We start from the raw sequence: 13,726 nt of genomic DNA, 5'->3' as shown, positions 1-13,726 counted from the left end.
ACAGTCCCGCCCGGGCCGGGGCCGGGGGTCAGCGCCTGGTGCCGCAGGACGGGCAGAAGGCGGAGTCGGCGGGGACGTCGGCGTGGCAGGAGGTGCACTGCGGGGGCCGGGCGAGGCGGAAGCCGCAGGACGGGCAGAACGGGGTGCCGTGGGTCTCGGCGCTGCACTGGGGGCAGACGAGTTGGCGCGCGGCGGTGACGTCGAACTGCTGGGCCCGGGACTGGCCGTGCTGGTAGGCGTTCTGGGTGACGGCGTCGTTGAGGCCGCGCTGCTGGGCGGCGAGGGCCTCGGCCGCGGTGTCGGGGGCGCAGCCGAGGCACAGGCCCTGGGCGGCGTTCCAGCAGCGGGCGCAGACGTAGTGGGTGCAGCGGGCGCAGCGGTGGAAGTGCTGCTCGGCGTTGGTGACGGCACGTGCGAAGGCGGCGTCCCGGCCGCTGCCCCAACTCGCGCCGGCCAGGCCGTCGGCGGCGTTGGTGAGGCCGCTGGAGGCGCTGCCGCCGAGCAGGCTCCAGGCGGCGCTGACGCCCTTGTTGATCCAACTGGCGGCCTGCCCGGTGCGGAACGGTTCGAACGGGGAGCGCCAGTTGTCGTAGCAGCGCGAGCAGGAGAACTCGAACTGGAAGCCCGCGCCGGTGCCGTGCTGCTCGCTCAGGTCCCGGTAGTTGTTGCTGAAGTGGATCTCGCTCATGGCCGCCGCCCCGTCCTCACACTTCTCACACGTGTTCGTGGTGGCGCACAGGCTCCCACACGCCGGTGCGGGGCCCGGGACCGGGGTGTGCGCGTCCGCCCGCCGGCGCCGTGTCAGCCGCCGAACAGGACCGGTCCCAGCACGGAGGGACGGAAGAGCGTGCTCGGCGGTTCCACCAGGGAGGTGACGCGGTGGAAGGCGGCGGAGACGGTGGCGTCGGTGGCGGCGCGGGTGAGGACGCGGTCGAGGAAGCGGTGCTGGAGGCGGACGACGGGGCCGCGCGGGCCGCCGGTGGTGCCGGCGAAGCGGACGTCCTCGCCGGCGGCCATCATCCAGGGGTCCTTGGTGGCGGCGGTGATCGCCCGCCGGGCCTCGCGGACGGCGGCGGGGCCGAGTCCTCCGTGCCGGCGGGCGGCGTCGCGCAGGGCGCGGGCGCCGAGCGCGGCGACGGTGATGCCCTGCCCGTAGACCGGGTTGAAGGTGCAGGAGGCGTCGCCGAGGGCGAGGAAGCCGGGCGGGTCGATCCGCTCGTGGTGCCGGCGGACGCTCGGGCCGGGGACGAATCCCCGTGCGGGGCCGACGGGTTCGGCTCCGGCGAGGGCCTCCGCGATGGCGGGGTCGCGGAGTTGGCCGAGCTGCTTCTCGAACTCCTCGGGCTGGATGGAGGGTTCGAAGCCGCGCATGCCGCCGATGCCGATGATCCAGCGGTCGCCCTCGACGGGCAGCAGGACGCCGAACCGGCCGTGCTCGGGGGCGTGGCTCTGCACGTACAGGGCGATCTGGTCCTCGCGGCCGGGCGGGCGGTGGTAGAACCGGCTGGCGTAGGCGACGCCGGCGTCGACCCGTTCGACGGGGGTGGTGCGGAAGCCGAGGTCGATCAGCCAGCGGCCGGAGCGGGTGCCGCGGCCGGCGGCGTCGACCACCAGTTCGGCGGGCAGGTCGGTGACGGGGGCGCCGTCCCGGCCGCGTTCGCGGATCCGCACGCCGGTGATGCCGCGCCGTCCGCCGAGCAGGCCGACCGCCTCGGTGCCCTCCAGGATCTCGATCGACGGCTCGGCCCGGACCCGTTCGAGGACGACGTGGTCGAGCAGCGGTCGGCTGCAGCTGAGCATCGCCAAGTCGCTCTCGAACTGGGCGAGTCGGCCCACCGAGGTGAGCCACCGCAGCCCGCCGGGGACGGCCACCCGGTGGGCGCCGGCGGCGAGCAGTTCGGCGACGGCGCCGGGCATCAGCTCGTCGACGGTGCGGTGCCCGGCCTCCATCAGCAGGTGGCCGTGCCGGGCCTGCGGGACGCCCGCGCGGAAGTCCACGCCGTCCGGGTAGCGGTCGCGTTCGACCACCACCACCCGTTCCGCGACTCCGCGCAGCGCCCAAGCGGCCAGGCACCCGGCCAGTCCGCCGCCGATCACCACCGCCGTTCCGCGGTCCCCGACCGCCCTCCCCGCAGGACTCATGCCCCGTACAGTAGGCGACGCGACGCGCACCGTCACCGGTACGCGCACACCCGCCTCGCCGCCGGTCCGGTCCGCCGGGCGCTGGGCCGCCCGGGTGACCTTGCGGGCGCGCGAGCCGGTGCGCGGCCGGTTCCCGTCGTGGGATGGGACGGTGACCTCTGAGCAGATCCTGACCGGGGCCGGGCTGACGGTGGTGCTCGCCGTGGCGTCCCAGCTGGTGGCGGCCCGGCTGCGCGTCCCGGCGATCATCCTGCTGCTGCCGGTGGGCTTCGCGGCGGGCGCAATCACCGACGACATCCACCCGGACCGGCTGCTCGGCCCGGCGTTCTCCCCGCTGGTCTCGCTCGCCGTCTCCGTGGTGCTGTACGACGCCGGGCTCGGCCTGGACCTGCGGCGGCTCACCGGCGGCGCCCGGCACGCCGTGGTCCGGCTGGTGTGGGTCGGCGTCCTGGTGACCGCGCCCGCCGCGGCGCTGCTGTCCGTCCCGCTGCTCGGGCTGTCGGCCGCGGCGGCGACGATGCTCGGCACGATCCTGGTGGTGTCGGGGCCGACGGTGGTCGGGCCGCTGCTGAACTTCGTCCGCCCGACCGATCGGGTGCAGCGGATCCTGATGTGGGAGGGCTCGCTGATCGACGCGGTCGGCGGCATCCTCGGCGCGCTGGTCTTCCACGCGCTGGTCGACCAGCGGCACCGGTCGCTCGGCCGCGGCCTGCTGGAGTTCGCCGCCGGCGTCGGCGTCGGCCTGGTCGGCGGACTGCTCGGCGCGGCCGTCCTGTGGTGGCTGCTGGTGCGCGTCCGGCTCGGCGAAGTGCTGGGATCCAGCGCACAGTTGGCGGCCGTGGTGGGCGTCGCGGCGGGCTGCGACGCGCTGCGCGACGACACCGGGCTGATCGCGGCGGTCGTGATGGGCGTGCTGGTGGCGACCGTTCCGGCGTTCGACCTGCCGGCCCGCCGGCCGTTCTTCGAGACGCTGGTGTCGCTGGTGGTCGGCGTGCTGTTCGTGTCGATCTCCTCCACCGTCTCCTGGTCCGCGCTGCGCCCGGTGCTGCTGCCCGCGCTCGCCCTGGCCGCCGTGCTGGTGGCGGTGGTGCGGCCGCTGGTGGGCTCGCTGTCCACGGCGGGCTGCGGACTGACGGAGGGTGAGCGGGCGTTCGTCGGCTGGATGGCGCCGCGCGGGATCGTCGCCGCGTCCACCGCCGCGACGTTCTCCGCGGGCCTCGCCGCGGCGGGCATCGGCGGCGCGCCGAAGATCCTCCCCGCGACGTTCACCGTCATCGTCGCCACCGTCACCGTGTACGGGCTGACCGCCGTCCCCGCCGCCCGGCTGCTCCGGGTGGTCCGGCGGGCCCGGTCCCGGCCGCTGCTGGTCGGCGGCGAGCCGTGGGCGGTCGAACTGGCGGCGGTGCTGCGCTCGGCCGGGCTGGACGTCCTGCTGTGGGCCGGCCGCGACGAGCAGCGCGCCCGCATCGCCGCCGCCGGACTCCCGCTCGCGGACGGCGAGTTGCTCGCCGCGGTGGGCGGCGAGGCGGTCGAGCAGGAAGGCGTCACGGCGGTCTACCTGCTCACCGCCGAGGACGAGTTCAACGCGCTCGCGGCGGCACTGCTGGGCGACGACTCCGCGGTCCCGGTGACCCGCCTGGCCGCGACCCGCCCCGGCCCCGGCGTGCACGCCCCCGGCCCGTCCGCCGCCGTCCTGCCCGCCGCCCTCACCGCGACCGAGCTCGCCCGCCGGCACGCCGCCGGCGCCCGGATCCTCCGCCGCCCCGCGCACGGGCCCCTGCCGCCGGGCCACGACCTCCTGTTCACCCTCGACCACGCCGGCCGCCTCCGCCCCGCCACCCCGCACGGCCGCCCGGCCGGGTCGGCGGACATCGCCGAGCGCATCGTCCTGGGCCCGGCCTGACGGCGCACGGCGCCCTCAGGCCAGCAGCACCGGATTGGTCAGCGCCGCCACCCGCCCGTCGCCGCGCCGGACCTCCACCCGGACGAAGGACGTCTCGGCGGCCGAGGTGGTCCATCCGGCCGTCCACGGCGCCCGGCCGCGCTCGGTGTGGACGCTCGCCTGTGCCCCGGGCACGCCGGACAGGCGCAGCCGGAGCGAGACGGGAGCGCCGCCGGTGGCCAGGCGCTCGCCGATGCCGGCCCGGCGGCCGGCCGCCTCGGCGGTGAACTCCAGCCGCACGGCGGCGGATTCGGCGATCCAGCTGCGGCCGGCCCGGAGCGCGGCCAGGACCGCCGGGGCGCTGAGCTCCTCGGCGTGCACGACGGTCTGCGGGGTGCCGAGCTGCCCGTCCAGGTGGGTGTCGCTGCTGCCGAGCGCGGGCTGCCAGGACCCGGCGTGCACGCCGACCGCCAGCCGGCGGCCCCATTCGGCGAGCGCGGCGGCGTTGTCGGCGTTCCACGGCAGGTCGGAGGCCCACTGCCCGTTCCACACCTCGACGGCGTCGAAGTCCTCCAGCGGGAACATCAAGTCCCCACCGGGGTACGGCGCGTGGGGGTGCGCGGCCACGCACAGCCCGCCGGCCGCCCGGACCTCGCGCAGCGCCCGCCCGAAGGCGGGGTCGCCCACCCGGTGCCGCCAGTCGACGAGTTGGCCGGGGCGCAGGCCGAGCGCCAGCCAGTGGCCGGTGCGGGTGGTGACCTCCTGGCCGAGCAGGACGAGCAGGTCGTCGCCGCCGAGCCCGGCCCACGCGTCGTACGGGGCGGCGCGGTTGTGCTCGGTGACGGCCAGGAAGTCCAGTCCGGCGGCGCGGGCCCGCGCGGCCAGTTCGGCGGGGGTGAGCTCCCCGTCCGAGTGCACCGAGTGGACGTGGCAGTCTCCCCGGTACCAGCCCGGGCCGCCGCGGCCCGGCCGCCTCGTCGCCGGAGCGCCCGCCATGGTCCGCCCCCCTTCTCCGCGACGTCAACGCCGCGGCGCGGGGGCGGAGTTCCGGGCTCAGCCGAGGGCGAACCACGGGGCGGGGTCGTCCTCCAGGGCCTTGGCCAGCAGGAAGGTGTCGTTCCGGGTGAGCGGCGGGAGCGCGTTCAGCGGGAACCAGTCGACGGCGAGGGACTCGTCGTCGTTGACGCGGGCGGTGCCGGTGAGGGGGCGGCAGCGGAACGCGATGTTGAGGAACTGGACCTGGTCGCCGTTGGCGCAGACCGAGGCGGGCAGCGTGTGGACGCTGGTGATCCGTTCGGGGCGGACGGTGACGCCGGTCTCTTCGAGCACCTCTCGGACGATCGCGTCCGCGGGCTGTTCGCCGGGCTCCATGATGCCGTGGAGCAGCGCCCAACTGCCGCTGTCGCTACGGCGGTTGAGCAGGATCCGGCCGTCCTCCACGACTGCTGCGGTGACGCCGGAGAGCCACAGCGGGGCGTGTCCGATGTGCTCGCGCAGGTCGAGGATGAATTGCGGGGTGGCCATGCACCGCACCCTAGGCAGCGGCCCCGGCGCACTGCAACCACCGTCGCCCTGTGTGTCGGCCGCCGGAACGCGGCACGCCGCCGCCGGCCCCGCGACGGGGCCGGCGGCGGCGTGCGAACGGTGCTGACGCGGCGTCAGGCCAGCGTGGCGAGCGCGTCGTTGAAGGTCTTCGACGGGCGCATCACGGCGGCGGCCTTGGCCGGGTCGGGCTGGTAGTAGCCGCCGAGCTCGGCGGGCTGGCCCTGGACGGCGATCAGCTCGTCGACGATGGTCTGCTCCTGCGCGGCGAGCGTCTCGGCGAGCGGCGCGAACGCGGCGGCGAGCGCGGCGTCCTCGGTCTGCGCGGCCAGCTCCTGGGCCCAGTACAGGGACAGGTAGAAGTGGCTGCCGCGGTTGTCGATGCCGCCCAGGCGGCGCGACGGCGACTTGTCCTCGTTGAGGAAGGTGCCGGTGGCGCGGTCCAGGGTGTCGGCGAGGACCTTGGCGCTGGCGTTGCCGGTGGTGGTGGCCAGGTGCTCGAAGGAGGCGGCCAGCGCGAAGAACTCGCCGAGCGAGTCCCAGCGCAGGTAGTTCTCCTTGACCAGCTGCTGGACGTGCTTCGGGGCGGAGCCGCCCGCACCGGTCTCGAACAGGCCGCCGCCCGCCATCAGCGGGACGACCGACAGCATCTTGGCGCTGGTGCCCAGCTCCAGGATCGGGAACAGGTCGGTCAGGTAGTCGCGCAGCACGTTGCCGGTGACGGAGATGGTGTTCTCGCCGCGGCGGATGCGCTCCAGGGACAGCTTGGTGGCCTCGACCGGGGACAGGATCTGGATGGTCAGGCCCTCGGTGTCGTGCTCGGGGAGGTACTTGTTGACCTTCTCGATCAGCACGGCGTCGTGGGCGCGGTTCTCGTCCAGCCAGAACACCGCCGGGTCGCCGGTGGCGCGGGCGCGGGTGACGGCCAGCTTGACCCAGTCCTGGATCGGCAGGTCCTTGGTCTGGCAGGCGCGGAAGATGTCGCCGGCCTGGACGGGCTGCTCCAGGACGGTCTCGCCGTTGGCGTCGACCAGGCGGACGGTGCCGGCGGCGGCGATTTCGAAGGTCTTGTCGTGGCTGCCGTACTCCTCGGCGGCCTGGGCCATCAGGCCGACGTTCGGGACCGAGCCGATGGTGGCCGGGTCGAGCGCGCCGTGGGCGCGGCAGTCGTCGATGACGGCCTGGTAGACGCCCGCGTAGGAGCTGTCCGGCAGGACGGCGAGGGTGTCGGCCTCCTTGCCGTCCGGGCCCCACATGTGGCCGGAGGTGCGGATCATGGCCGGCATCGAGGCGTCCACGATGACGTCGCTGGGGACGTGCAGGTTGGTGATGCCCTTGTCGGAGTCGACCATGGCCAGGGCCGGGCCGTCGGCGAGCTCGGCGTCGAAGGAGGCCTTGATCTCGGCGCCGTTGGGCAGCTTGTCGAGGCCGGCCAGGATGCCGCCGAGGCCGTTGTTCGGGTTGAGACCGGCGGCGGCCAGGTCGGCGCCGAACGCGGCGAAGGTCTTCGGGAAGAACGCGCGGACCACGTGGCCGAACAGGATCGGGTCGGAGACCTTCATCATGGTGGCCTTGAGGTGCACGGAGAACAGCACGCCCTCGGCCTTGGCGCGGGCGACCTGCGCGGCGAGGAACTCGTTCAGCGCGGCGGCCCGCATCACCGAGGCGTCGACCACCTCGCCGGCCAGCACCGGGACGCTCTCGCGCAGCACGGTGACGGCGCCGTCCTCGCCGACCAGCTCGATGCGCAGCGCACCGTCCTGGGCGATGACGGCGGACTTCTCGGTGGAGGCGAAGTCGTTGGCGCCCATGGTGGCGACGTTGGTCTTGGAGTCGGCCGACCAGGCGCCCATCCGGTGCGGGTGGGTCTTGGCGTAGTTCTTCACCGACAGCGGGGCGCGGCGGTCGGAGTTGCCCTCGCGCAGCACCGGGTTGACGGCGGAGCCCTTGACCTTGTCGTAGCGGGCGCGGATGTCGCGCTCCTCGTCGGTCTTCGGCTCGTCCGGGTACTCCGGCAGGGCGTAGCCCTGGGCCTGCAGCTCGGCGATGGCGGCCTTCAGCTGCGGGATGGAGGCCGAGATGTTCGGCAGCTTGATGATGTTGGCGCCGGGGGTCTTGGCCAGCTCGCCGAGCTCGGTGAGGGCGTCCGCGATGCGCTGGTCCTCCTGGAGGTACTCCGGGAAGACGGCGATGATCCGACCGGCCAGCGAGATGTCGCGGGTCTCCACGCTCACCCCGGCGGTGGAGGCGTAAGCCTGGACGACCGGCAGGAACGAGTACGTGGCGAGGGCGGGGGCCTCGTCCGTGTGGGTGTAGATGATGGTCGAGTCAGTCACCGTAGCTCCAGCTTCCACGTCTGCAACGTCTTGACGTCAAGATATCTCGTCCCGGGGGCTTCTCCGCAACCAACCCCCCGCGCAGGTCACCCGCCGGGGCAGCGACCGGGGCCCGCGCGGACGTCCCGCGGGCCCCGCGCGGACGTCCCGCCGAGGCTCAGCGGGCCTCCGCGGGAAGCTCCCGGCGGGCCTCGGCACGGGCCGCGATGTTGCGGGCCATTCCACCGAACACCGCGGCGTGGAACGGGGCGACCGACCACCAGTAGGCGTGTCCGGCCAGGCCGTGCGGGTGGAACAGGGCGCGCTGGCGGTACGTCGCGCCGTCGCCGTCGGGGGTGACGGCCAGTTCCAGCCAGGCCAGTCCGGGCAGCCGCATCTCCGCGCGCAAACGCAGCAGCCGGCCGGGTTCGATCTCCTCGACCCGCCAGAAGTCCAGCGAGTCGCCGACCCGCAGCCGGCCGGGCGAGCGGCGTCCGCGGCGCAGTCCGACGCCGCCGGCGAGCCGGTCGAGCGCGCCGCGCACCGACCAGGCGAGCGGGAAGGAGTACCAGCCGTTCTGGCCGCCGATGCCCTCGACCACCTGCCACAGCGCCTGCGGGGAGGCGTCGACGTGCCGCTGCCGGACGTCCTGGTAGAGGCTGCCGCCGGCCCAGTCGGGGTCGGTGGGCAGCGGGTCGCTGGGCGCGCCGGGCAGCGAGGCGGAGGACCAGCGGGTGCTGACCTCGTCGTCGCGGATCCGGCGCAGCGCGAGGGTGACGGCCTCGTCGAAGCCGATCGCGCCGCCGGGCGGGTCGGGGATCCAGCGGGCGAGGTCGCGCTCGGCGCACACCACCTCGTGGCGCAGCGATTCGACCAGCGGCCGGGCCAGCGCGCCGGGGACGGGCGTCACCAGGCCGACCCAGTGCGAGGACAGGCCGGGGGTGAGCACCGGCACGGCGACGATCAGCCGCCGGCGCAGGCCGGCCAGCCGGGCGTAGCGCTGCATCATGGCGCGGTAGGTGAGCACCTCGGGGCCGCCGATGTCGAACACCCGGTCGGTCTCGGGGACGTCCGGCAGGCCGGCCGCGCCGACCAGGCAGCGCAGCACCTCGCGCACCGCGATCGGCTGGATCCGGGTGTCCACCCAGCGCGGGGTGACCATGACGGGCAGCCGCTCGGTGAGGTACCGCAGCATCTCGAACGAGGCGGAGCCGGAGCCGATCACCACGGCGGCCCGCAGTTCGGTGACGGCCGCCCCGCCCTCGCGCAGGGCGCGGCCGGTGGCGATCCGGGAGCGCAGGTGCGGGGAGAGCTGCCCCTCGGGCACCTCGGCGGGCGCGAGGCCGCCGAGGTAGACGATCCGCCGGACGCCGGCCCGGGCGGCGGCGCGCCCGAACGCGCGGGCGGCGTCCCGGTCGACGGTCTCGAAGTCCGGGCCGGTGCCGAGCGAGTGCACCAGGTAGTAGGCGACGTCGACGCCGTCGAACGGCCCGTCCAGGGTCTCGGGGCGGGTGACGTCCCCGGTGGCGGCCTCCACCGCGCCGCGCCACGGGTGGTCGCGCAGCCGGGCGGGGTCGCGGACCAGGCAGCGCACCCGGTGGCCCTCCGCGAGCAGTTCCGGCACCAGCCGTCCGCCGAGGTACCCGGTCGCCCCGGTCACCAGACACCGCACTGTCACCGCCTCCTCGTTCCGCCTCCGCCGGCCCCGATTCCGGTCAGTCCGTTCGATCATCCCCGCTCGGGCGGTCCGGGCGCCTCTGCTGGAGGCGGGCGCGCCGGTGGGCGGCGACGCGTTCGCGGGTGGCGCAGCGGCGCGAGCAGTAGCGGCGCTCCGGGCCGCTGCCCCGGGTCAGGTAGACGTTCCGGCAGCGCGGCGCGGCGCAGGTGCCGCCGGGCGGGCGGCCGCGTTCCCAGAGCAGGACGGCGAGGGCCAGGCAGGACGAGGCGATCAGCCACTGGTCCCACGGCGCGTCGTCGTCGTGGTCGAGGTGCGGGTGCCAGCCGACGGCGCCGCCGTGGGTGGTGAGCCGCAGCGGGCCGGTGTGCTCGCGCAGCAGCCGGTTGAGGGCGGCGGCGGCGCGGTCGGTGTCGGGGGCGGCGAACACCTCGCGCAGGCGGGCGGCGGCGGTGCGCAGCGCGTCCGCGTCGCCGGCGGTGAGCCGGACGGGTTCGGGTTCGCCGTGGGCGCGCAGGATCGCGGCCAGTCCGTCCGGGTCGGGGGCGCCGGCGGCGAAGGCGTTGACCACGGCGGCGGCGCGGGCGGCCGAGGTCGTCACGGAGGGCCGCGCCGGCGGCTCGGCGGGTTCGGTGGGCACGCCCGAATGTAACGCACCTTGTCAGGTTTTCCGTTACCGACGTAGCGTCCGGCGGGTGACCGGAAGTCCTTTTCTCCGGCGGTGCCTGGCGGGCGCCGCGGCGGCCCGCACGGGTGACGAGATGTCGGGGCCGGCACTGCTGCTGGCGGGTTTCGCCGCGGCCGGCTCGGCGGGCGAGGCGTCCGCGCTGCTGGCCGCGTCCACGGCCGCGTCCGCGCTGGGCGGCCCGCTGCTCGGCGTCCGGCTGGACCGGGCCCGCCGCCCCGGCCGCCTGCTGGCCGCCGCCCTGGCCCTGTACGCGGCGGGGCTGCTCGCCGTCCTCGGGGCGCTGGGCCGGCTGCCGCTGCCGGCCGTCCTGGCGCTCGCCGCGGCGTCCGGGCTGCTCGGCCCGGCGCTGTCCGGCGGCTGGACGGCCCAACTGCCCCGGCTGGCGCCCGGTGACCGGCTGGCCCGGGCGAACGCCCTGGACGCGATGACGTACGGCGCGGCGGCGCTCGCCGGCCCGGCACTGGCCGGCGCGGTCGCGGTGGCGTTCGGCGCGGGCCCCGCGGTACTGGTCGCGGCCGGCCTGATCGCGGCGGCCCTGCCCGCGGCGTGGACCCTGCCCGCCCGCCCCGACGCCCGGCCGGACGGGACCTCCGCCCTCGGCGAACTCGCCGCCGGCTTCCGGGTGTTGACGAGCCGTCCGGCACTGGCCCGGGCCACCCTCTGCTCGGTCGGCTGCTGCGCGGGCCAGGGCGTGCTGGCGGCCTGCCTGCCGCTGCTGGGCGAACACGCGCTGGGCGGCGCGAGCCGCGGCCCGCTGCTGCCGGCCTGCACGGCGGTGGCCGCCCTGCTCGCCAACGCCGCGCTGGTCCGCCGCCCCGGCCTGCTCGCCCCGGACGCGGCGGTCCGGCTCGGCGCCCTGCTGCAGGCGGCGGCCCTGGCCGTGAGCGCGGCGTCGACGCACCCGCTGCTCCTGGTCGCCGCGGCCGCCCTGGCGGGCCTCGGCGAAGGACCGCAACTGGCCGGCCTGTTCGCCGTCCGCCACCGCGAAGCCCCCGCACACCTGCGCGGCCGGATCTCCACCACCGGCGCCAGCCTCAAGATCACCGCTTTCGCCGCCGGCGCCGCCCTGGCCGGCCCGCTCGCCGCCCGCTCCGTCCCCACCGCACTCGCCCTCGCGGCCGGCCTCTCCGCCGCCGCCGCACTGCCCCCGCCGCGGCTGCCCTGGCGGGCCGCGACGAACGACCACGACTGACCGGCCTGCTCCGCCGCCCGCCACCGCACTGCGCCCGCCGCGCCGCCGGAGCCGCAGGCCGCGCTCCCCGGGCGTCCGCAGCCGCGTGAACGCGTTGCAGGATGTTGTGAACGCTGTGCCAACTCCCCTGCGGCGCGGGCGAACTACCGTGGCGGCCGTAGGGAGATCCACGGCTCGGACGGGTCGCGGAGGTGGACACCGCACGCCGTCCGGCGGCACGCGGCCCGATGTGGCGGGCGGCGCTGCTCCACCGCCCCGGGCCCCGCGTCGGATGTGAGGACGACGCGGGTGCCCGGGGCGGACTTCGGTGGGCTCAGCTCGCGCGGGGGGTGCGGATGCTGCGGCCGGTGACGGTGCCCGGCGTCAGCCGGACCCAGCGGCCGTGGGCCGGCGGCTGCGGCAGTTCGGCGAGCAGCGCGGGTTCGGTGACGTACTCCAGGGGGCCGATCATCAGGACGCTCCAGCCCTCGCCCAGCCCGGTGTCGGCGCGGTCCACCTCGAAGGCGGCGTCGCCGCCCGGGCCCGGCGCGAGCACTCCGTCCGGGCTGGTCCGGTAGAGCACCGTCCGGTCGTGCACCAGGTAGCCGACGGGCCGGACCACGGGGCCGTCGGGGCCGGTGCGGGCGAGCCGGCCGAGGCCGTTGCTGCCGAGGCGGGTCCAGCACTCGGTTTCGGTCAGTTCGCCGAGCACGGGCGGCCCGATCAGCGGCGAGCGGTCGGGGCTGCCGTCGCGGTCGGCGGTACGGAGGCGTTCGGCGGGGCGGCCGGCGACCAGTTCCCGGTACTCGAGGCCGAGCACGGCGGCGAGTCGCAGCAGCGCCGGCGGGTCGAAGTCGCCGCCGAGTTCCAGCACCCGGCGCAGGTAGGCGGTCGACATGCCGGCCCGGGCCGCGGCCTGCGCCTCGGTGAGTCCGAGGTCGGCGAGGCGGTCGGCGAAACGCCGGGCGAGCGCGGTCGTCGGGGCGGTTGCGTGGTCGGCGGTCACCTCGGTCACCTCCCGTTTTGCGGTGGTATGTCCAGGATGCCCGGCCGACGGCCGTCCGGACAGAGGCCTTGGACCCGAACCGGCCCGCGCGCTCCGCCTCCTTCCAAGGGACCAACGGCCCCACCCGTGCGGGCCCCGCGACCCTGGCAGCCGGCCGGGGGTGGCGGAAGAGTGGGCAGCGACTCCCGGAGCGGGCGGCAGGGCCCGCGGGGACTCGACCAGGGAAGGCACTGCCATGACTCGTCCCGTTCTCGCCGCCGTCGACGCGTCCGTCCGCAGCCGGGCCGCCGCGCACTGGGCCGCCCAGGAGGCCGGCCGCCGGGGAGCGCCGCTGCGGCTGCTGCACGCCTGGCCCTACCTGGGACGCAAGGCCAACGACCTGGTGAAGGTCGACGAACTGGAGACCGGCGCGCAGACCATGCTGGGCGACGTCGCCCAGGAGCTGGCCACCGCGTACCCGGGGGTGGCGGTCTCCACCGAACTGGTGCCGGACTCGGCGATCGACGGCCTGACGACCGCCGCCGAGCAGGGCCAGCTGCTGGTGATCGGCACCCGCGGCCTGGGCGGCTTCCGCGGCCTGCTGGTCGGCTCGGTGAGCCTGGGCGTGGCCGGCCGCTCGAAGACGCCGGTGGTCCTGGTCCGTGAGGGCGGCCCGGCGCCGGAGTCGCCCGAGCCGGAGGTCGCGGTCGGCTTCGACGCGCTCGAACCGGCCGACGCCGTCCTGGAGTTCGCGTTCGAGGAGGCCCAGCTGCGCGGCGCCCGGGTGCGCGTGGTGCACGGCTGGGAGCTGCCGCCGACGTACGGCTACGCGGGCTGGATCCCGGTGGAGAGCGAGCGCCAGGAACTGGGCGCGCTGGCCGTCGGCATGGTGTCGGAGGCGGTTGCGCCGTGGCGCGAGAAGTACCCGCGGACCCTGGTGCTGGAGGACGTCCGCACCGGTGGCGGCGCGGCCGCGCTGGTCGAGGCGTCCGCGCAGTCGGACCTGGTGGTGGTGGGCCGCCGCTCGCGCACCCTGAACGTCGGCCCGAAGCTCGGCTCGGTCGCGCACGCGGTGATCCACCACGCGCAGGCCCCGGTCGCGGTCGTCCCGCACGACTGACGCCCCCTCGACCCCCGGCCCCTCCCCCGGGCCGGGTCGCCGGGCCGCCCCGTCGCCGCCCACCGCCTCCGGGTGGCGACGGGGCGGTCGCGCGTTCCCGGGCCGGGTGCCCGCTGATGCTCCTATTGATCGTCAAGCCCTGCGGCTCGGGTGAGCCGTATGGTGGCCGGGTGCGGTACTTGGCGGAGTCGTTCATTCTCGGGGCC

At 76.1% G+C, this 13,726-nt stretch carries 11 protein-coding genes; 3 read left to right on the top strand and 8 right to left on the bottom strand.

From position 1 onward, the window contains the following. Nucleotides 1–28: 28 nt before the first annotated feature. Both ACFV1L_RS28415 and ACFV1L_RS28410 read right to left on the bottom strand, forming a co-directional pair. Nucleotides 29–688: a zinc ribbon domain-containing protein gene (locus ACFV1L_RS28415; protein ID WP_380370988.1), complete on the bottom strand. Its 660-nt coding sequence runs from the start codon at nt 686–688 to the stop codon at nt 29–31. 113 nt (nt 689–801) lie between these two features. After that, on the bottom strand, nt 802–2,142 hold the full coding sequence (locus ACFV1L_RS28410; RefSeq protein WP_380370985.1) for an NAD(P)/FAD-dependent oxidoreductase: 1,341 nt from the start codon (nt 2,140–2,142) through the stop codon (nt 802–804). A gap of 151 nt (nt 2,143–2,293) precedes the next feature. Between ACFV1L_RS28410 and ACFV1L_RS28405 the strand changes: the two genes are divergently transcribed. Beyond that, the gene (locus tag ACFV1L_RS28405) at nt 2,294–4,045 is read left to right on the top strand and encodes a cation:proton antiporter (protein ID WP_380370983.1); all 1,752 of its coding nucleotides are present in this window, start codon (nt 2,294–2,296) and stop codon (nt 4,043–4,045) included. Nucleotides 4,046–4,060: 15 nt separating this feature from the next. Here ACFV1L_RS28405 and ACFV1L_RS28400 read toward each other — a convergent pair whose 3' ends face one another. The 5 genes from ACFV1L_RS28400 to ACFV1L_RS28380 form a co-directional block, all read right to left on the bottom strand. Beyond that, on the bottom strand, nt 4,061–5,020 hold the full coding sequence (locus ACFV1L_RS28400; protein ID WP_380370980.1) for a CehA/McbA family metallohydrolase: 960 nt from the start codon (nt 5,018–5,020) through the stop codon (nt 4,061–4,063). A gap of 57 nt (nt 5,021–5,077) precedes the next feature. Beyond that, nucleotides 5,078–5,548, bottom strand: a complete 471-nt coding sequence (locus tag ACFV1L_RS28395; protein ID WP_380370978.1) for an NUDIX domain-containing protein — start codon at nt 5,546–5,548, stop codon at nt 5,078–5,080. Nucleotides 5,549–5,682: 134 nt separating this feature from the next. Then, nucleotides 5,683–7,902, bottom strand: a complete 2,220-nt coding sequence (locus ACFV1L_RS28390) for an NADP-dependent isocitrate dehydrogenase (protein WP_380370976.1) — start codon at nt 7,900–7,902, stop codon at nt 5,683–5,685. A gap of 157 nt (nt 7,903–8,059) precedes the next feature. Next, nucleotides 8,060–9,613: an SDR family oxidoreductase gene (locus ACFV1L_RS28385; RefSeq protein ID WP_380370973.1), complete on the bottom strand. Its 1,554-nt coding sequence runs from the start codon at nt 9,611–9,613 to the stop codon at nt 8,060–8,062. Further along, nucleotides 9,597–10,196, bottom strand: coding sequence for a CGNR zinc finger domain-containing protein (locus ACFV1L_RS28380; protein WP_380370970.1), 600 nt, complete (start codon nt 10,194–10,196; stop codon nt 9,597–9,599). The genes ACFV1L_RS28385 and ACFV1L_RS28380 overlap by 17 nt, the downstream gene beginning before the upstream one ends. Nucleotides 10,197–10,251: 55 nt before the next feature. Between ACFV1L_RS28380 and ACFV1L_RS28375 the strand changes: the two genes are divergently transcribed. Continuing rightward, nucleotides 10,252–11,436 carry an MFS transporter gene (locus ACFV1L_RS28375; protein ID WP_380370968.1) on the top strand — a complete coding sequence of 395 codons (1,185 nt, stop codon included), beginning with the start codon at nt 10,252–10,254 and terminating at the stop codon, nt 11,434–11,436. A gap of 313 nt (nt 11,437–11,749) precedes the next feature. Here ACFV1L_RS28375 and ACFV1L_RS28370 read toward each other — a convergent pair whose 3' ends face one another. After that, nucleotides 11,750–12,421 carry a helix-turn-helix domain-containing protein gene (locus ACFV1L_RS28370; protein WP_380370965.1) on the bottom strand — a complete coding sequence of 224 codons (672 nt, stop codon included), beginning with the start codon at nt 12,419–12,421 and terminating at the stop codon, nt 11,750–11,752. A gap of 235 nt (nt 12,422–12,656) precedes the next feature. Between ACFV1L_RS28370 and ACFV1L_RS28365 the strand changes: the two genes are divergently transcribed. Then, nucleotides 12,657–13,520 (top strand): universal stress protein, encoded by an 864-nt coding sequence (locus ACFV1L_RS28365; protein ID WP_380370962.1) that lies wholly within the window; start codon nt 12,657–12,659, stop codon nt 13,518–13,520. Nucleotides 13,521–13,726 lie beyond the last annotated feature (206 nt).

The organism is Kitasatospora sp. NPDC059646, assembly GCF_042734615.1.
Lineage (GTDB): Bacteria > Actinomycetota > Actinomycetes > Streptomycetales > Streptomycetaceae > Kitasatospora.
Note: the sequence above shows the minus strand (reverse complement) of the source record. Positions and strands in the feature narration are given on the sequence as shown.

Excerpts from the sequence above, each read along its gene's own strand:
- ACFV1L_RS28410 (WP_380370985.1), bottom strand. The coding sequence starts at position 2,142 with ATGAGTCCTGCGGGGAGGGCGGTCGGGGACCGCGGAACGGCGGTGGTG.
- ACFV1L_RS28400 (WP_380370980.1), bottom strand. The coding sequence starts at position 5,020 with ATGGCGGGCGCTCCGGCGACGAGGCGGCCGGGCCGCGGCGGCCCGGGC.
- ACFV1L_RS28415 (WP_380370988.1), bottom strand. The coding sequence starts at position 688 with ATGAGCGAGATCCACTTCAGCAACAACTACCGGGACCTGAGCGAGCAG.
- ACFV1L_RS28365 (WP_380370962.1), top strand. The coding sequence starts at position 12,657 with ATGACTCGTCCCGTTCTCGCCGCCGTCGACGCGTCCGTCCGCAGCCGG.
- ACFV1L_RS28395 (WP_380370978.1), bottom strand. The coding sequence starts at position 5,548 with ATGGCCACCCCGCAATTCATCCTCGACCTGCGCGAGCACATCGGACAC.
- ACFV1L_RS28385 (WP_380370973.1), bottom strand. The coding sequence starts at position 9,613 with ATGATCGAACGGACTGACCGGAATCGGGGCCGGCGGAGGCGGAACGAG.